Genomic DNA, 17784 nt, shown 5'->3' on the forward strand with positions numbered 1-17784 from the left:
CTGTTGATTTAAATGTTGATAATACGCGACCTATAGAGCTCGCGTATTTGTGTGTATCACAGCAATAACCTAGTTTGTGTTTTAAGTGTGTGACACTTTTGTATTGAGCAAAATAGGTTTGTGAGTGATGACTTTAGGATTTTTAGGATAGAAATCATCTGCTTTACGCTCGATATGGCTAAATTGACGGGTATTTTTGTAGGGCAGTTTCATAAACCCCGAAATGCCATGACCTTGAATTTTATTCGCCTGAGCAATAATGCGATCTAAACTAGCTCGGAATGAAGCTTGTTTACGTGGATTTAATAATCGTAAATAACTGTGAATTTTTAAGTGATTAGGTAACGCTTCAAAAATAATACAACCGGTGTGATGGATTTGATTTAACCACCCTAGCTCGGTCATAATTTCTGCTGGTAGTTCCAAGTTTTCTTCCGGATCTTTACCGTCTTCAAAGTACGAGTGAAGGCGAGATTTGTCTTCTAAGGTGGGCACATCGCCGACTTCAAAAGGCATTTGCAGTTCACCGGTTATTTTATATTGATGCTCAGTACTTTTTCGCTCAAGGTGTAAGGTGTCTTTGGCATTAAAGAAGCAAGCTTTAAACACCCCAATTCGTTTAATTCCCCGCGCCATCGTCACCATATTATTAACCGCCAATATTAACGGCGCTTTCGTATCGGGATCGTAGATCGCTAAATTTGAGTCGATATACACGCCAGATTTTTGCCAATGTATCACCAGTCCACCGACAATAGGATATTGTGCCAGACGACCCACTGCGGCAATAAAGCCTTTTTCGGTATCAGCCATGCCCGCCATAAAATTACGATAATATTTATCTAATTGCACATCATCCATTTTGGCAATAGGATCTTGGGTATTGTGCTCTTTTAAAAACGATTTCCGCGAACTGTAACTCACTGTTTCAACTGTTTTTGATCGCGGTTGAGCCCACACCGGAATATCTGGTGTTAACGGAGGGGTTGATAATATCGGTAAATGCATTCTATGGCTGTGGCGCAGACTTTTGAGAAAATAATCACCCGCCAGATTACGGCGTTCAACATCATCACTGAGCATTGCATCAAGTGTTTTTGCCAGCTCGATGGGCAGTCCGATGCTGGTGGCGGGAATGACTTTTTTGCCGAAACGACTAATTTGTCCTGATGCGAGTGCATACAAGGTTGCTGCAGCGCCTTGCTCGTCAAATCGTGGGGTTGATAACGCGCCACTAAGTTGTTCGTCACCAATAAAATACACATCCCCCATGCGCGCATTAGTATGCTGTTGATCGCTTGATAGTAATGACATGACATTGTCATCAACCGCGCGGTTGTGTTCATCTCGCTGAGCAAAGACCGCAGAGCCCCAATCGATTAATGATAATTTGTCGGTTTCAATGTCATAAACTAGGTTAGACGGCTTAATATCGCCATGAACTAACGGTTTACCCTTACGCAGATAATATAAAATATTCGCCAATTGCCTTGCAATACTGACGATCATTATCGGTGGCAAAGCCCCTAATCGCTGGCAAATTTTGTCGAGGTCTTCGCCTTTAGCCCGCTCCATCACTAAAATACCTTGCTTACCGACGCGTTCAAATTTAATCGCTTCGGGTACGTTGGGATGTTTTACTTGGCTAAGCATATAGGCTTCTTCTTCTAGCCTATCTTGGACACTTTGAGGTAAATTTACCCTTGAGAATTTAAACACGTGTGACTGGCCAAACTCATTGATCCCCGCAAAAACAAAACCATAGGCTCCCTTACCAATAAATTCAATGTGCTGGTATCCCAGCTTACTCAACTGTTGCTTACACAGGCGGATCCAAGCCTTATGCTTGCGAGCGTCATTGGCGCTTAGCAGGTAGATAGACTGTTCTTCATTGATATAAAAATGTTGGAGTTGCGGTGTTTGCAAAGTAAACCTCCGTTGACGGTTAGTTCATTAAACCTTGATTAGCCTTACTGCGGCAAGTGCTTCTTATTTAAAACAAGCCATTTTATTCAAACACCAGCGCGGTCTATTTAAATAAAGCCACCTGTTTATCTAAAAACCACCACAGTATTTTCACCAATCAGCGCTTTTTATTTATAAATGGCAGCTTCCTAGCTAAAAAAAACCGATAAGTAAACCTTGACCTATATCAAATCAAAATGGATCTACACTCGGTACTATTACAGCAAGAGTTAATTAACGCTTATGGCGAGAGGTTATTATGAATAATATCAATAAAGCTGAGCTTATTCAGCTATTTAAGTTCCCACGGCAGCGAATTTTACAATCAATGGAAGTGACCCACTGCCCCCATGCGGTGTTTTTTAATGATAGTGATGAGCAATGCATTACCTGTCATCAGGGTGAAGAGTGTTTGTGGATTAATCATAATGATGAAATGGTCGCACTTGAGTTGAAGTCGATTGAGCAATTAACGCAGCAATTATTAATAGCGGTTGATTATATTGACTCTAATTTAAGTCCACATCATATGTCGCGCCGAAAGTGTCAATGTGAAAACTGTCGTTGGTTAAAACAAGTGCAAATGACCCTAGGCGGTAAAGCCTAGTCAGCGGAATGCCAAATCATCACTGGAGGTTGCATCCGGTTTTTTTAGTCTTTAAAGTAGCCAGTATCTCATTAGCAACTTGACTGAAGAATAGCATCATGGAACCCAGCTTTTGGCATGAAAAATGGCAATTACAACAAATCGGTTTTCATCAATACCAAGTGAACCCTTTTTTAGTAAAATATTGGCCGCGTATAGGCTTGGCTGAAAATAGTAAGGTATTTGTTCCTTTATGTGGCAAATCGTTGGATATGTTTTATTTGGCCGAGAAACGTCATACGGTGCTGGGGTGTGAATTAAATACCTTAGCCGTTGAACAATTTTTTACAGATAATGATCTTGCTTATCAAGTTACCCATACCGATGATCACGCGGTATTCTCCACAGATCAAGTGACCTTATATCAAGGTGATATTTTTACGTTGCCCACAAGTGTAACAACATCTATTGGTGGTTTTTACGATCGCGCTGCGCTGATTGCGTGGCCAGAAGCAATGCGTCAACAGTATGTTAAAGCACTCGCTGCGCTTATTCCTGCCAATGTCAGTGGATTACTCATTACCCTTGATTACCCACAAGAGAGCCTAAAAGGGCCACCATTTGCAGTCAGTCCAAGTTGGGTTGAAACCTATTTAAGGCCTTATTTCAATATTGAATTACTGGAGTGCGTGGACGTGTTGGCCGATAATCCGAGGTTTGTTAATAAACAGGTTCCTTGGCTTAATGAAGCTGTGTATAAATTGACTCGAAAGCCATAACATCGACCTAAAAAAACCTACCGATAAGCTCTGTAGGTTTTAATATAACGCTGATGAGCGTTTTAAGCAGCGTCTAGTGAGATTATCTAAGGATTATTTGGGGCCGTAAATCGACTTCACCGTCAGCATAAATAGCAGCAATATCATCTTGCTGGCAAATGACAGCCACAGGTCCTCTGGGCATATGACGCACAAATAATAATCGGTAGCCATAGCGATGTAAGTCGTAAAGTGCGAGTTTTTGATCCGCGGTGGTTAAATCCCAATGCTCGTCGTGATTCAGTACATCCTTGTTACGTCGATCATTTATTTGATATGCAACTTGAGTCATAATCCTTTCACCTAAGTCTTTTAAATTGTTTATTAATTGTTGACTGTATTACTATAACGATAAAACTTTTGAATGATAGTTTTTTGAACAGTTTTAGTATAAAAACTCCGAGTTATGTTAAGGCGAGCTCACATTCACATCAATATGGATATTCAGATGCTTAATTACATTGAACCAGTATTTCGCCCACCTTCAGAGGGGAAGTCATTAATTTTACAGGTCACCAATGGTTGCAGCTGGAATCAGTGTAGTTTTTGCGACATGTATACCCAACCTCAAAAACAGTTTCGAGCACAAAAGCTCGATAGAATTGAACTGGATATACTTACGGCAGCCGCATCTGGTTATCCATTTAGTCGGGTCTTTTTTGCTGACGGTGATGCGATGACGTTACCGTTTAATCGTTTAAAAGCCATTTGCGAACTCATTAATACTCATCTACCTCGAGTGACCCGGATTAGCAGCTATTGTTTACCGCGAAACCTTAATAATAAAACGGTCGAGCAATTATCCGAATTACGGGAAATGGGCTTATCCATTTTGTATATTGGCTGTGAAAGTGGTGATGACGAAGTGCTAAAACGAATTAATAAAGGCGAAACGTTTGCCTCATCCATAGCTGCGCTGCAGAAAATTAACCAAGCAGGCATCAAATCATCAGTAATGATTTTAATGGGCTTAGGTGGGGTGCAATTATCTCGTCAACACGCGATTGCATCGGCTGAATTAATGAATGCTGCTCAACCCGACTATTTATCGACACTGGTGGTGACATTACCGCTGGGAACAGAGCGAATGGATGAGGTATTTGATGGTCAGTTTGTATTGCCAGATCAAAGCGGTTTACTGTTAGAGATGCACACCTTATTAAGTCACCTTAAGCTGGATAAAACGATTTTTCGTTCTGATCACGCCTCGAACTACCTAGTGCTTAAAGGTATTTTAGGTAAAGATAAGTCTGCATTAGTCGCCCAAATCGAGCAGGCATTACACGGAATTATCCCGTTGCGACAAGAATGGCAACGGGGCTTGTAGCGGCGTTTACAATAATATTAGCCAGTTTAATCGAATAGGTGAATTAACTGGCCAGTGTTTTTCCGCTTAGTGACAGCCTTGGCTATTGCTCGTCTTCAAAAATATTTTCAATGGGTAACTTAAACAATCGCGCTGCTTTAAAGGCTAATGGCAAACTAGGAGCAAACTTACCTGTTTCGATTGCATTTGTCATAGCCGGTTGCACACCTGTAAGTGAACCATTAAGTTCACTTACAGGTAAAAGTTTGACGAGCAATCACACTTCTTACGGCACTATTTTTGTATAGTGCCAAGGGCTTTAATGAGTCTCAGGACCCTGTAACAGTTTGTTTGTTGCAGTCGCTAATCATCTTCGAATATCTTGTTGATATGCATTGAAGGGCCTGTGAGTATCATCTCAGGATATTCAGTAACACCTTATAGTGTATCGATTCACTAAATAAAGCAGGACAGTGCTCCCCATGAAAACTAAAATTATATTAGACACAGATCCCGGTATTGATGATGTATTTGCTATTTTGTTTGCCCAAGCACATCCAGATATTGAACTTAAGGCCATCACCACGGTTTATGGTAATGCAACCATCGAAAACGCGACCCGTAACGCGCTATATATTAAGCAGAAATATCAATTACAAGCCGATGTCGTTACTGGTGCGAGTCAGCCCATTATTCGACCTCCGGTAGGTCCAACTGTGGTGGTTCATGGTGAAGGTGGTTTGGGAGATGTAAAAGTACCTGAAAATATTGAGGGCCAAGCAGACCCTCGTCCTGCCTATCAATACATTATCGATACCATTAAGGCAGAACCAGGAGAAATTACCTTGGTGGCCATCGGTCCGTTAACTAACCTTGCACTAGCACTTCAAGCCGATCCCAGCATTGTTGATTTAGTTAAAGAGGTCGTTATTATGGGCGGCGCCTTTGGTGAGAATAATCACCACGGTAATGTGACTCCGTTTGCCGAAGCAAATATTCATGATGATCCCCATGCTGCGGATATCGTGATCACTGCCTCTTGGCCTGTGGTAGTGATTGGTTTAGATGTGACCGAGCAAAGCTTCTTCACCCGTGAGTATCTTGATCAATTGCGCGATGATGCTGGTGAAGTAGGGCAGTTTATCTGGGACATTAGCCGGTTCTACTTGAGGTTTTATAGTGAAAAAGTGGGTCTAGAGGCTTGCCATGTGCATGATCCATCGGCTATTGCCTATGTGATCAATCCCGAGCTGTTCACCCTAAGAGAAGGACCAATACGGGTCGTTACCGATGGTGTTGCCGAAGGGATGACCATTCAGAAGTTGGATAGCCGTGTTTATCCACACGATGAATGGATGGATAAGGCACCACAAAAGGTCGGTGTCGCGGTCAACAATATCGCATTATTGGAATTATACCGTCGCAGTATTATCGATTATGCAACAAGTTTGAAATAATCCATCTGGCTGATTAACCTATATGAATCGTAACCCGAATTCAGATAATAACGAGGCTGCCTACAGCTGCTAGAGCGACCTTAGGTATGCTAGATTTTAGGAATAGAGCGCCTGCGGCTGCTAGGACGACCTGCGGTCTTCGAGGACGCTACGCTTCTAGATCCTAGGTGCCTAAAACCTAGCACCTAGAAGGGGCGAAGCACCGCCCTCTGGCGAGCTTGCGAGTTCCTAGAACCTATCAGTCGCGAAGCGACGCTCTCTTATCTTCAATCACTGCCTTGTTCCATTATCCTATGGGAGCTCTGAAACGAGCATGTTGAAGTGGCTTTGTTATTTGTGCTGGCCACCATGGGAGGCCGCTATAGTGGCCTTCACTGTTAGTGCTATAAATCCTAGTGCTATAAATCCTAGTGCGGTAAATACTAGTGCTGTAAATGAATTTCCTTTACTGGGCAAGGGATAGTGATATTGGCTGCTGTTAACGCTTTAATGATGGCTAAATTAGTTTGGTACTTTTGTTCATAGTAGCTTTTTGTTGGCACCCAATAACGCACGCCAACCTCCATGCCAATAGGATTAAACCCATTGATACCGACCAACGGTTTTTTGTCTTTATAAATAGCAGGAGCAGTGGCAAGTACATGGTTAATTAATTGGATCACATGATCGGCATCAGCTTGGTAATCAATATTAAACTTGTTTTCAACCAGTTTGTAAGCGAATGAATTATGTAAAATCTCCCCGACAATATGTTTGTTCGGGATGCTGATCTGCTCACCTTCTTCATTGCTTAAAATGGTTTGGCCCAATTTAATGATTTCTACTACGCCGCTGACATCTTTAATTTCAATCGTATTTCCTACCACAAAAGGGCGGGTGACAATAATGGTAATGCCGGCGGCATAATTAGAAAGCATACCTTGCAATGCCAAGCCCGCACCCAGTGAAGCAGCACCTATCGCAGCCACCATTGGTGTTACGCTAATCCCCAGTTTACCCAAACAGATCACGGCGACCATCACAATAATAATGATTTTGACCAAGTTGGAGGCAAAGTTACTTAGGGTGATATCAATATGATGTTTTTTCAGTTGCGCGGCGACAATATTGGCAGCTTTGTTTGCAACCCAAAGTCCCAATAAGAAAATGATAATCGCCCCAGCGATTTGAAAGCTGTATTCAATAACAAACTCAGTGATGACACTATAAACATTTTGAAGTTGTTGGAGCTCTTGATCTAAACTGGGTTCGTTCATTCTATGTTCCTTATTGAAACGTATTGAGTCGTTATCAACTTGGATGACAACCACTTTTCACACTTAGGGCTAAATCTTAGCCTACAGTTAAGTGTCGTTAAAGTGAAAGTATTTTCTGTCATTTATCGCGCATTTTTTTCGGTAATGTCTATACTTTTCAAGCGGAGAAACAACTCAATAACCTGGGTCATTAAGCGGGTGATGTGTTGAATGTTATTGATATTCCTTCAAGAATAAAAAAGTACACTTTTTGCATAAAAATTCGTTGCGTATTAGTTGAAAATATCGTTTACTGCGCATGTTTACACCGACGCTTAATGACACTTTTACCGCCCAACTAACAGGAGGCACCGGCCTAATGAGCCAATTTCAATCGATTGATGTTGCAGATTATTATGACAAGGACACGTTTGACCGCATTGAGGCATTTGCCAAAGATAAGCCAACGCCATTTGTAGTTATTGACACCCAAATCGTTGCGAAACAATACGATGATATGGTTAACAATTTTCCTTTCGCCACTATTTATTATGCGGTTAAGGCAAATCCGGCCAAAGAGATTTTAACCTTGTTGCGCGATAAAGGCGCAAATTTTGATATCGCATCCATTTACGAGCTTGAAATGGTGACCTCGATTGGCGTTTCGACTGATCGTGTTAGCTACGGCAACACCATTAAAAAACGTGTCGATGTGCGATCTTTCTATCAGCAAGGCGTGCGCATGTTTGCTTCAGATTCTGAAGCCGATTTACGCATGATTGCAGAAGAAGCTCCAGGTTCAAAAGTGTACTTGCGTATTTTAACCGAAGGCACACACACGGCAGATTGGCCTTTGTCACGTAAGTTTGGTTGCCAGAATGAAATGGCTTACGACTTATTGGTATTGGCAAAAGAGTTAGGCTTACAACCCCATGGCATTTCTTTCCATGTAGGTTCGCAACAACGTGATATCGGTGCGTGGGACTCAGCCATCGGCAAAGTGAAAAGCATTTACGACCGTTTAAAAGAAGAACACGGTATCGTGCTAAAGATGATCAATTTAGGCGGTGGTTTTCCTGCAAACTATATTGATAAAACCAATGAGTTAGGTGTTTATGCACAGCAGATTAAGCATTTTTTAGAAGAAGATTTTGGTGATGAATTACCCGAAATTATTCTAGAACCTGGTCGTTCATTGATTTCAAATGCCGGTGTACTCATATCAGAAGTGGTGTTGATTTCACGTAAGTCGCACACGGCATTAGAGCGCTGGGTATTTACTGATGTGGGTAAGTTCTCTGGTTTAATTGAAACCATGGATGAAGCGATTAAGTTTCCAATTTATACTGATCGTAAAGGTGAGTTAGATAAGTGTGTGATTGCAGGGCCAACTTGTGACAGCGCCGATATTATGTATGAGCAGTACAGTTACGGCTTACCCGTTGATCTTGCTATTGGTGATCGCATGTATTGGTTAACTGCGGGTGCTTACACTACAACATATTCAGCAGTATGTTTTAATGGTTTTCCACCACTCAAAGACTATTACCTTTAACTAATGGATTAGTTTGACGACAACATTATTGACAGGCTCAAAGGACGCGCTAGCGTCCTTTATTTCTATTTGTGGCTAAATTTAGCTTTGTTGTTGATGGTGCTTTAAATCTCAACTATCTGTTATTTAAGATGGAATCTGTCAGTTTGCTTCAATTTCCATCAGTTGCCATCAATTTTCTTAGTTTTAACTCGGTTTCTGTATCACTGCTACTGTGTGTCTCTCGTTCAGTAACTTGCTCATCAAATCTCGCAACTTTGCAAACATAAGTGACTTCTTAACGTTAGTTAGAGGATTGCGACCTCATATTGAACCGATCAATAGCATCATTTCAATCTGCATTTACGCCATGCTATTTCAGTAGAAATGAGTTCTAGTTGTGAATCAATACATTTTAAAAAATGAGACCTGTTTGTTGAATCGAATACTGATTAACTTTATGCTCAGTGATTATGCTTACCTTCAGCCTGAAACCATTTTTGTGAGGTTAACTTGATGTAAATCACGTTAATGGTTTTCGTATTAGATAAATAATTTGTTGTTTTTGTCGGCCTTCAACTATGATGAAACCAATGTGTTATTTATGAATTTGGCGGGATTTGGACATATATTAGTAATAATTTAACGAAAGAATATTAACTATTATGAATATATATGTGATCAAGTTAACCTTATCCCCCTAAATACTAGGTTACAGTCTGGGTTATAAGAATTTAATATTCAAAACTGAAAGGGGTTTTCACAATGTCCGATGTATTTCATTTAGGATTAACTAAAAAAATGTTAGATGGTGCTACCTTAGCAATCGTTCCTGGTGATCCAGAACGTGTTAAGCGTATTGCCGAATTAATGGACAACGCAACGTTCTTAGCAAGTCATCGTGAATATACCAGCTATTTAGCTTATATTGATGGCAAAGCTGTGGTTGTTTGTTCAACAGGTATAGGCGGACCATCAACGTCTATTGCGGTTGAAGAATTGGCTCAATTGGGTGTGACAACTTTCTTGCGCGTCGGTACCACGGGTTCTATTCAACCAAATGTGCATGTGGGTGATGTGATTGTGACTCAAGCATCAGTGCGTTTAGATGGTGCTAGTCTGCATTTTGCACCGCTAGAATTCCCTGCAGCAGCTAACTTTGATTGTACTACTGCAATGGTTGCAGCATGTCGTGATGCTGGCGTGGAGCCACACGTAGGTATTACTGCATCTTCTGACACCTTCTATCCTGGCCAAGAGCGTTACGATACTGTGTCTGGTCGTATTACTCAGCGTTTTGTTGGTTCAATGAAAGAATGGCAATCAATGGGTGTGCTGAACTATGAAATGGAATCAGCCACACTATTTACCATGTGTGCGACTCAAGGTTGGCGTGCAGCCTGTGTTGCGGGTGTTATCGTAAACCGCACAGAGCAAGAAATTCCTGATGAAGCGACAATGAAGAAGACCGAAGTTAGTGCAGTGTCTATTGTTGTAGCAGCAGCGAAAAAATTGCTAGCTTAAGTTAACGCTTTTAACCACGCGTTATAACAAGCGATGTGTTAAAACTGTTAGTGTTAAAAAATAACCATTAAAAAAGGTGCCTAGGCACCTTTTTTGTTAGCTTATTTTTATCAATTGTCGCGCTGATTAGAAATGATACTGCGCAATGATTGAGTAGGTATTTTGGTCGATACCCGCAACGCCATATTTACTCTGCCAGTAATCATATTCAAAACCCACTAATAGCTTGTTTTGTTTGTGATCACCAAACAGCGTTTTGCCTAAGTCATATTTTATTTGCGGGTTGATGTGCAGGTTTTCGTCGTAGCCGTTGTTATCGGCAGAAAATACCCAATCAATAAAGCCATCAAAGATAATATTAGCATTACCAATAGGCATGTCTATTCTAAATACCGGAGTGAACTGCCAGCCATCACTGATGTTACCACTGCTTATTGCATCTCGACGGTAAGTGTTCAATTGTAAGTAGCTAAAAAATGGCACGTCAAAGTCTAAACCGATACCATAAAGCATGCTGTTAACTGGGCCTTCACCTTCTTCGTAAGTTAATGCTAAAGAGACATCTTTTATCGCACCAAAGCTAACGGGCTGACCCAATATTTTGCTAGCACTAAAACGAGGTGAAATTTCGCCATAAGTCGTGCTATCAACCCCGTTATTATTACCGTTAAAGTTAATAAAATCTTGAAACATAAACCAATCACCATACTTCCAGCCACCGGCAGTCTCTAGGGTAATGGTTGTTTGTCTTTCTGATGGGGCTAAGTCATAGTTTTCGCCATGCAGGACAGTAGCGCTAGCATCCCACCATTGGACTAAATCGTCAGCAAAAACATTTTGTGAGAGTACGAGTGTGGCTAAAAGGCAGAGTTTTTTCATTTTTCTTCCGGTTAGTTAGCTGGCCAGATACACCAGTTTTGACAGTTTAAGAGTAAGTTTTAGATCGACCGAGGGTAATTTTATGATCTATTATTCCCGATCGTGCACAATGGGGCGCAATATATTCAATATTTTGATAAAGCACAATTAAAACTGGCAAGAATGTGACGATTTCATTGTTTTCATCATCGATATAATCATGTGACAGGTATTCATACTGTTAATTTGATGTTACACATAATGACTATTAGTTTGTGCTGTTATGTTATATCAATCGTATAGCCGTTATAAATAAGGTGTGACTCAGCAGAAATACTGACCTTGTTAGCGGCAGCTCATTTTCGAGGAAAAGGTAAATTGATGAATCGTTTATCACGTTTATATTAGCTGACTTGTTTGACATAATATGTCGCATTAATAAATAAAGCTGTTATAGTCAATCTACAGACATTGTCATTTTATGGGGGAGAATATGGAGATTGCCAATCCAATCGCAGTCTGGCTAGTACTTGGACTGTTATTGATGCTATCAGAAATCATTATTCCGGGTGGCATTGTTATCTTATTAGGTGCGGCATGCGTTATCGTCGCATCAGCACTGGCTGTTGGTATTATCGATGGCTTGGTGCAAAGCATGACACTATGGTTTATGGCCTCGATGGTGCTGTTGCTGAGTTTTCGTCATGTGACTCAACGTTTGGTGGGGGGAGATTCTCATGTGGATAATACCGATGAAGAAGTGGATCTCTACAATCAAGTCGCTATCGTGAAGCAAGACATTGGCCCAGGCCAACAGACAGGTCGAATTAGCTGCTTGGGTTCTGAGTGGACGGCTTTAGGAGATGGTACTGTGATAAAAGAGGGTACCCAAGTAAGGATCATTTGTCGGGAAAATATTGCGTTTGTTGTTGAACCTATCATTGATCCGGTATAGCTATTTATTGTTATCTAAAATGTTAATGTTATAAATTTAGATTATTGTGTCGTGATGACTGTTAAGCGTTATCTAGGAAAGTCAGATTAAAAGGAAGTAGATATGTTTGTGTTAACAATCGTTTTTTTATTCGTAATGTTTATTTTGTTCAAACTCATGTTAATTGTACCAATGCGTGAAGTTCATGTGATTGAGCGTTTAGGTAAGTTTCGTAGCGTGCTCAACCCGGGGTTTCATTTTCTTATTCCTTTTGTCGATCGCGTCGCTTATCGACACGACACACGTGAAGAAGTGCTTGATGTTCCACCCCAAAGTTGTATTTCAAAAGATAATACCCAATTGGAAGTCGACGGTTTAGTCTATCTTAAAGTGATGGACGGGAAGCTGGCTAGCTATGGTATTGAAAACTATCGCCGCGCGGCGGTTAACTTAGCGCAAACAACCATGCGTTCAGAAATTGGTAAGCTGACCTTGTCACAAACGTTTTCAGAACGTGACAGTTTAAACGAATCAATTGTGCGTGAGATTGATAAAGCCTCTGATCCTTGGGGGATCAAAGTATTACGCTATGAGATTAAAAATATCTCACCTTCGCAGAAGGTTATTCACACCCTTGAAAAACAAATGGAAGCAGAGCGTCGAAAGCGTGCAGAGATCACCTTAGCCAATGCTGAAAAAGCGGCAATGATCAATATGTCGCAAGGCGAACGTCAAGAAGCGATTAATTTATCGGAAGGCCAAAAACAGAAGCGCATTAATGAAGCTTTAGGTACAGGTCAAGAAATCTCGATTATTGCTACCGCTAAGGCTGAAGCCATGGAAATGATCTGTAAAGCCTTAACGGTGAATGGCGGTAATGATGCGATGAATATGTTGCTTAAAGAGCAGTTTATTGGCCAAGTCGGTAAGATCCTCTCTGAGGCTCAAGTGTCGGTTGTTCCTGCAGAAATGGCCAAGTTAGAAGGCTTTTTTGAAGGTATGGAGCAAGTGACTCATGCGGTATCAAATTCATCAGCCAAAGGAGCGCGCTAATGTCGATTAACGGAATTGATACTGATCTTATTGTAATGGCAATTTGGGGTGTTATTTTTGCTATTTTTGTGCTGAAATTATTTAAGTCTATCTGTCTTGTACCGACAAAATCGGCTTATATTGTTGAACGTCTAGGGAAATATCACAGTACTTTAGATGCAGGCTTTCATGCACTGATCCCCTTCTTTGATAAAGTGGCTTACATCCACGATTTAAAGGAAGAGACCATTGATGTACCGCCGCAAGAATGTTTCTCCAGTGATGAAGTGAATGTGGAAGTGGACGGGGTCATCTATATTTCGGTTATCGATCCCGTTAAAGCCAGTTATGGGATTACCGATTACCGTTATGCTGCCATTCAGCTAGCTCAAACCACCACACGTTCTGTGATTGGTACCTTAGATTTAGATCGCACTTTTGAAGAGCGTGATGTGATTTCTGCCAAAGTGGTTGAAGTACTCGATGAAGCAGGCTCTATGTGGGGCATTCGAGTGCACCGCTATGAGATTAAAAATATTACCCCACCTGAAACGGTTAAAAATGCCATGGAAATGCAGGTGAATGCCGAGCGTGAACGCCGGGCATTATTAGCCAAAAGTGAAGGTGATAAGCAGAGCAAAATTAATCGCTCAGAAGGTGTTATGGCGGAAACCATTAACCGCTCAGAAGGTGAAATGCAGCGGCGCATTAATGAGGCAGAAGGTAAAGCTCAAGAAATTCTGACCTTAGCCAAAGCAACATCCGAGTCAATAGAACGATTAGCGGTGGTTATTTCATCTGAAGGTGGTCAAAGTGCATTGCGTATGCAACTCGGTGAGCAATATATGAAACAACTTGATGGCTTAAGTAAACCTGATAGCCGTGTTGTGTTACCTGGTAATTTAGTAAATTTTGAGTACTGGATGGAAAGTATTGGTTTAAAAGAAGATAAACCTTAATATTGATATATCGTCAAAGTGGATCGATGATTATTTCGATCCACTTAGCATTTATCATAAAAGGGTTTAACTCAGGGTTGAACTAAATTAACCAAAAGGGTTTGGATGCGACTAAAAATTTTACATTGTGTCGATGATGCTGAAATGGGTGGCGTTAATTTTGCGTTACAGGCGTTATGCCATTCTCCATTATTAGCAAAACAATGTGATTTTGAGGTGCGATATCTTGATTTAACTGTTCCGACTCGAGTTCGCACAGACGCTGATATTATTTGTTTTCATGGGGCATCAAATTGGCGCAAACTCATTGGCTTAATTTGTTTAAAGTTACAATATCCTCGCACGCCTTTTTTACTTCAAGAGCATCATTACAGCCAACATTTTGTTAATGAGCAAATTGTTTCTACGAAACGTTTTTATCGTATGCTGAAATGGACTTATGCCTTAATGGATACTGTTATTGCCATTTCAACCTCGCAACAACAATGGATGCTCACTCATCATTTAATCAAGCCGGAGTCGATAGCATTGCTAGGACAGGGTCGTGACTTGAGTGCATTTGTTCCCATGGTTTCAAATAATCTTTCAACGCCCGACAATATTACTGCGCCAAGAATACCTATTATCGCCGCATATGGCCGGTTTCATCATCAGAAAGGTTTTGATGTGTTACTGCAAGCTATGGCGAATATTCCAGTCCACAGTTGTCAATTAATACTCGGCGGTGAAGGACCTCAATTAGCACAACTAGAGGCGCTAGCATCGCATTTACCTCACGTTAGTATTGTTGGATGCATTAATGACGTTCCTGCTTTTTTAAGCCAATGTGATGCGGTAATTATCCCATCACGATGGGAACCCTTTGGATTGGTGTTTATTGAAGCCAGTTCCATGGCTAAATGGATAATATCGACTTCTGTAGATGGTTTAGGAGATCAATTAGTCTCTCATTTTCAGCGAGATCTCGGTCCAGCTTGCATAACGATTGAACACGCTAATGCTGAAGCCATTCAACAAGCTATTCATAGGTTTTTACAACAGTGGCAAACCGATCCAGCCCCCCTGACTGACTCTGAAACGTTAGCATTATGGCGTCATACCCAATGGCAGCAATTACAACATCAATGGCTTAATATGATTAATGCATTGATGTAATCTGATGTTTTTAATCGCCTCCCATCATAAATCTAAAATATTACCGAATAAGTTCAGTTTGGCCTCTCGCATGTGTTAATCATTTTCAATTTGCATTTATTTTGCAATTTGCAATTCGAGATTTAATGTAAGTTTTTGAAATATAACAGCTAAAATGTTGGCTTGTTATTTGCTTACTATTAATTACGATAAGTGAAAGATGGGAACACCAATATGAATTTACTTTTTTCTAACATGTTATCTCGTTATCCCCTTTATAGAGGCTTTACGTTAGGTGCTTTGACATTAGCTATGTCGAGTGCTGCACAAGCAAGTGAACCTTTTGAAGCCTGCCCAAACGAAGCGTTTATTATCCAAACGCCAGCATCTAAGCCTATTGTATATGGTGTCGATCTCGGAACCGGTAGCTACCTTACCTTATCCAGCAATATGGGCATTGATGCCGCCTTAAATGGTACGGGTTTTAGTTATAACGACAATTACCTTTATGGCTGGGATTATCAACATCAAACGTTGGCCCGGATAGGTGCTGACTATCAGGCTCAACCTTTGACATTAATTAAAGATTCTGCCGCAACTGCTGCAGGCAATTTTTATGTTGGCGATGTCGCGTTAACTGAAAACGTCTGGTACGGATATAGGAAAAAAGTCGGTTTATTTCGGGTAGATTTAAATGTTGTCCCATTAACCATGGATTTGGTGGCTGGCAGTCAATCAATGGCCAATTACAATATTACCGATTTTGCATTTCACCCAAACAATGGCTTTTTATATGCCGTGACTAATGGCAAATCAGGTGAATTAATTTCAATAGATCCTTCAACAGGAGGGCATGAAAGCTTAGGCATAGTGATTACTTCAGATAGTAACTTTACCTTTGGCGCCCAGTTTTTTGATCCACAAGGTAATTTGTATATCAGTAATAATGGCAACGGAAATGTTTATAAGGTCAATGTTGAACAGCCGCAACCCAGTGCAGAACTATTTTCATATGGCCCATCTTCAACATCCAATGACGGTGCGCGATGTGCATTAGCAGAGGTTCCTGTTGGGGATGCGGTAGATTTTGGTGATGCACCAGTGAGTTATGGCACTCTTATGACTGATAATGGTGCGCGCCATGGCATTGATGGATCAATGGCTTTAGGGTTACTCAATGATAGTGAATCAGACGGTTATCCAGATCCGCTTTCAGACGATGTGAGTGATGGTATTGATGATGACGATGGCATCAGTATGCCAACTGGATTTGAAATTGGTGAAGATGCCATTTTGCTGGTGACTACACAAGGAAAAGCAGGTTTTTTAAATGCTTGGATTGATTGGGCACAAGATGGCCAGTTTGATGAAGAAGATCGCATCGTCTCAGGTCAATCTGTAAGTGCAGGTTCCCATACATTGCTAATATCAGTGCCTAATTGGGCTAAAGCGGGTCCAACTTGGTCACGTTTTCGATTAAGTTCAGTCGCTGATATTTTACCTACAGGTGGTGTCAGTGACGGCGAAGTTGAAGATTATCCTATTACCGTTACCGAAACGGGTATCACCATGACTTACTACCCATCATCTTCAGGTTTTACGACGTTAGCTTATGAAGATTTGTATCCCGACCAAGGCGACTTTGATATGAACGATGTCGTTATGCAGCTCAGGATCACCCAATTTGTTAAAGATAACCAAGTGCGGCGTGTTGGCTTTAACGCACAACTTGTTGCTATGGGAGCTTGGTACCACAATGGTTTTGCTATTCAATTACCCGGTATAGCACGAAATAATGTACAAGAGTCAGCTATTGAGTGGACGGTACAAGGACAGAAACAAACTCACTCGCCTTTAGAAGCGGGGCAAACTAATGCAGTTATGGTGCTGAGTGACGATTTATGGAAACATGCAACTAAAGGCAATGGTTGTGAATATTTCCGTACTGAACTTGGTTGCGGTACCAGTTATCGTGCCAACTGGCAAATGACGGTGCCCTTTGTGAATGCGGTTGATGAAGCCTTAATGCCTGATTTTCCTTATGATCCGTTTATTTTTGCGACACCCAATACTGACCATGGTTTAGCTGCTAAAAATATTAATGGCGGCAAAAATCCCGGCCGATCGCTTGAAGTTCATTTAAAAAATAAACTCCCCACCGATTTATTTAATCCAGCCTTTTTAGGTCAACGTGACGATGCGTCTAATGTTGCACTAGGACAATACTTTCAAGATCAAAATGGAATGAGTTGGGCAATTGAAGTACCTGACACATGGAAACACCCCATTGAACTACAACGACTTGATCATACCTATGTGGAGTTTGTTGATTTTGCTGCCGATGCTAGCGGTAATAGTAACCCTTATTGGTATATCAATGCAGATAGCGAGTTAATTTTTAAAGACTAGTTGTGACGCTGTAATGCAACGTAAAAATAAAAT

The 17784-nt window shown here is 41.0% G+C and carries 15 protein-coding genes and 1 pseudogene; 11 read left to right on the top strand and 5 right to left on the bottom strand.

What is annotated here, in order from left to right; genetic code table 11:
• Window positions 1-81 precede the first annotated feature (81 nt).
• A complete protein-coding gene (locus AAEZ02_RS02175; RefSeq protein WP_124012534.1) occupies window positions 82-1926 on the bottom strand; it encodes a serine/threonine protein kinase in 1845 nt (614 codons plus the stop codon).
• A 298-nt stretch (window positions 1927-2224) separates the two neighbouring features.
• On the opposite strand from AAEZ02_RS02175, the gene AAEZ02_RS02180 reads away from it, so the two are divergent.
• Both AAEZ02_RS02180 and AAEZ02_RS02185 read left to right on the top strand, forming a co-directional pair.
• Window positions 2225-2572 (top strand): hypothetical protein, encoded by a 348-nt coding sequence (locus AAEZ02_RS02180; RefSeq protein ID WP_124012533.1) that lies wholly within the window; start codon window positions 2225-2227, stop codon window positions 2570-2572.
• Between the two features lie 98 nt (window positions 2573-2670).
• Window positions 2671-3330 (top strand): thiopurine S-methyltransferase, encoded by a 660-nt coding sequence (locus tag AAEZ02_RS02185; RefSeq protein ID WP_351075083.1) that lies wholly within the window; start codon window positions 2671-2673, stop codon window positions 3328-3330.
• 82 nt (window positions 3331-3412) lie between these two features.
• On the opposite strand, the gene AAEZ02_RS02190 is transcribed toward AAEZ02_RS02185, so the two are convergent.
• Entirely contained in the window at window positions 3413-3661 is a 249-nt protein-coding gene (locus AAEZ02_RS02190; RefSeq protein WP_101034017.1) for a hypothetical protein, read from the bottom strand.
• Window positions 3662-3817: 156 nt separating this feature from the next.
• On the opposite strand from AAEZ02_RS02190, the gene AAEZ02_RS02195 reads away from it, so the two are divergent.
• The gene (locus AAEZ02_RS02195) at window positions 3818-4696 is read left to right on the top strand and encodes a radical SAM protein (RefSeq protein ID WP_351075085.1); all 879 of its coding nucleotides are present in this window, start codon (window positions 3818-3820) and stop codon (window positions 4694-4696) included.
• An 82-nt stretch (window positions 4697-4778) separates the two neighbouring features.
• On the opposite strand, the pseudogene AAEZ02_RS02200 reads toward AAEZ02_RS02195, so the two are convergent.
• A pseudogene (locus AAEZ02_RS02200) lies at window positions 4779-4886 on the bottom strand (helix-turn-helix transcriptional regulator); the annotation flags it as partial.
• 271 nt (window positions 4887-5157) lie between these two features.
• Here AAEZ02_RS02200 and AAEZ02_RS02205 point away from each other — a divergent pair.
• Window positions 5158-6132: a nucleoside hydrolase gene (locus tag AAEZ02_RS02205; RefSeq protein ID WP_124012517.1), complete on the top strand. Its 975-nt coding sequence runs from the start codon at window positions 5158-5160 to the stop codon at window positions 6130-6132.
• 422 nt (window positions 6133-6554) lie between these two features.
• On the opposite strand, the gene AAEZ02_RS02210 is transcribed toward AAEZ02_RS02205, so the two are convergent.
• The gene (locus AAEZ02_RS02210; protein ID WP_124012516.1) at window positions 6555-7388 is read right to left on the bottom strand and encodes a mechanosensitive ion channel family protein; all 834 of its coding nucleotides are present in this window, start codon (window positions 7386-7388) and stop codon (window positions 6555-6557) included.
• A gap of 358 nt (window positions 7389-7746) precedes the next feature.
• Between AAEZ02_RS02210 and AAEZ02_RS02215 the strand changes: the two genes are divergently transcribed.
• Together AAEZ02_RS02215 and udp are read left to right on the top strand one after the other, a co-directional pair.
• Complete coding sequence (locus AAEZ02_RS02215; RefSeq protein ID WP_124012515.1) at window positions 7747-8922, top strand: type III PLP-dependent enzyme; 1176 nt, start codon at window positions 7747-7749, stop codon at window positions 8920-8922.
• A 744-nt stretch (window positions 8923-9666) separates the two neighbouring features.
• A complete protein-coding gene (gene udp / locus AAEZ02_RS02220; RefSeq protein ID WP_101034022.1) occupies window positions 9667-10425 on the top strand; it encodes a uridine phosphorylase in 759 nt (252 codons plus the stop codon).
• A gap of 126 nt (window positions 10426-10551) precedes the next feature.
• On the opposite strand, the gene AAEZ02_RS02225 is transcribed toward udp, so the two are convergent.
• Window positions 10552-11304 (bottom strand): outer membrane protein OmpK, encoded by a 753-nt coding sequence (locus AAEZ02_RS02225; RefSeq protein ID WP_101034023.1) that lies wholly within the window; start codon window positions 11302-11304, stop codon window positions 10552-10554.
• Window positions 11305-11776: 472 nt separating this feature from the next.
• On the opposite strand from AAEZ02_RS02225, the gene AAEZ02_RS02230 reads away from it, so the two are divergent.
• The 5 genes from AAEZ02_RS02230 (at window position 11777) to AAEZ02_RS02250 (ending at window position 17751) form a co-directional block, all read left to right on the top strand.
• Entirely contained in the window at window positions 11777-12238 is a 462-nt protein-coding gene (locus tag AAEZ02_RS02230) for an NfeD family protein (protein WP_124012514.1), read from the top strand.
• A gap of 102 nt (window positions 12239-12340) precedes the next feature.
• On the top strand, window positions 12341-13270 hold the full coding sequence (locus AAEZ02_RS02235; protein ID WP_124012513.1) for an SPFH domain-containing protein: 930 nt from the start codon (window positions 12341-12343) through the stop codon (window positions 13268-13270).
• Window positions 13270-14208: an SPFH domain-containing protein gene (locus AAEZ02_RS02240; protein WP_124012512.1), complete on the top strand. Its 939-nt coding sequence runs from the start codon at window positions 13270-13272 to the stop codon at window positions 14206-14208. Before AAEZ02_RS02235 ends, AAEZ02_RS02240 begins: the two co-directional genes overlap by 1 nt.
• A 105-nt stretch (window positions 14209-14313) precedes the next feature.
• Window positions 14314-15363: a glycosyltransferase family 4 protein gene (locus tag AAEZ02_RS02245; RefSeq protein WP_124012511.1), complete on the top strand. Its 1050-nt coding sequence runs from the start codon at window positions 14314-14316 to the stop codon at window positions 15361-15363.
• Between the two features lie 213 nt (window positions 15364-15576).
• A complete protein-coding gene (locus AAEZ02_RS02250) occupies window positions 15577-17751 on the top strand; it encodes an LruC domain-containing protein (RefSeq protein ID WP_233768617.1) in 2175 nt (724 codons plus the stop codon).
• Window positions 17752-17784: the final 33 nt, after the last annotated feature.

Origin of the sequence: Shewanella sp. T24-MNA-CIBAN-0130 (assembly GCF_040310185.1) — a bacterium.
GTDB lineage: Bacteria > Pseudomonadota > Gammaproteobacteria > Enterobacterales > Shewanellaceae > Shewanella > Shewanella psychromarinicola.

Excerpts from the sequence above, each read along its gene's own strand:
- AAEZ02_RS02180 (WP_124012533.1), top strand. The coding sequence starts at position 2,225 with ATGAATAATATCAATAAAGCTGAGCTTATTCAGCTATTTAAGTTCCCA.
- AAEZ02_RS02245 (WP_124012511.1), top strand. The coding sequence starts at position 14,314 with ATGCGACTAAAAATTTTACATTGTGTCGATGATGCTGAAATGGGTGGC.
- AAEZ02_RS02195 (WP_351075085.1), top strand. The coding sequence starts at position 3,818 with ATGCTTAATTACATTGAACCAGTATTTCGCCCACCTTCAGAGGGGAAG.
- AAEZ02_RS02235 (WP_124012513.1), top strand. The coding sequence starts at position 12,341 with ATGTTTGTGTTAACAATCGTTTTTTTATTCGTAATGTTTATTTTGTTC.
- AAEZ02_RS02230 (WP_124012514.1), top strand. The coding sequence starts at position 11,777 with ATGGAGATTGCCAATCCAATCGCAGTCTGGCTAGTACTTGGACTGTTA.
- AAEZ02_RS02250 (WP_233768617.1), top strand. The coding sequence starts at position 15,577 with ATGAATTTACTTTTTTCTAACATGTTATCTCGTTATCCCCTTTATAGA.
- udp (WP_101034022.1), top strand. The coding sequence starts at position 9,667 with ATGTCCGATGTATTTCATTTAGGATTAACTAAAAAAATGTTAGATGGT.
- AAEZ02_RS02225 (WP_101034023.1), bottom strand. The coding sequence starts at position 11,304 with ATGAAAAAACTCTGCCTTTTAGCCACACTCGTACTCTCACAAAATGTT.
- AAEZ02_RS02185 (WP_351075083.1), top strand. The coding sequence starts at position 2,671 with ATGGAACCCAGCTTTTGGCATGAAAAATGGCAATTACAACAAATCGGT.
- AAEZ02_RS02205 (WP_124012517.1), top strand. The coding sequence starts at position 5,158 with ATGAAAACTAAAATTATATTAGACACAGATCCCGGTATTGATGATGTA.
- AAEZ02_RS02190 (WP_101034017.1), bottom strand. The coding sequence starts at position 3,661 with ATGACTCAAGTTGCATATCAAATAAATGATCGACGTAACAAGGATGTA.
- AAEZ02_RS02215 (WP_124012515.1), top strand. The coding sequence starts at position 7,747 with ATGAGCCAATTTCAATCGATTGATGTTGCAGATTATTATGACAAGGAC.
- AAEZ02_RS02240 (WP_124012512.1), top strand. The coding sequence starts at position 13,270 with ATGTCGATTAACGGAATTGATACTGATCTTATTGTAATGGCAATTTGG.
- AAEZ02_RS02210 (WP_124012516.1), bottom strand. The coding sequence starts at position 7,388 with ATGAACGAACCCAGTTTAGATCAAGAGCTCCAACAACTTCAAAATGTT.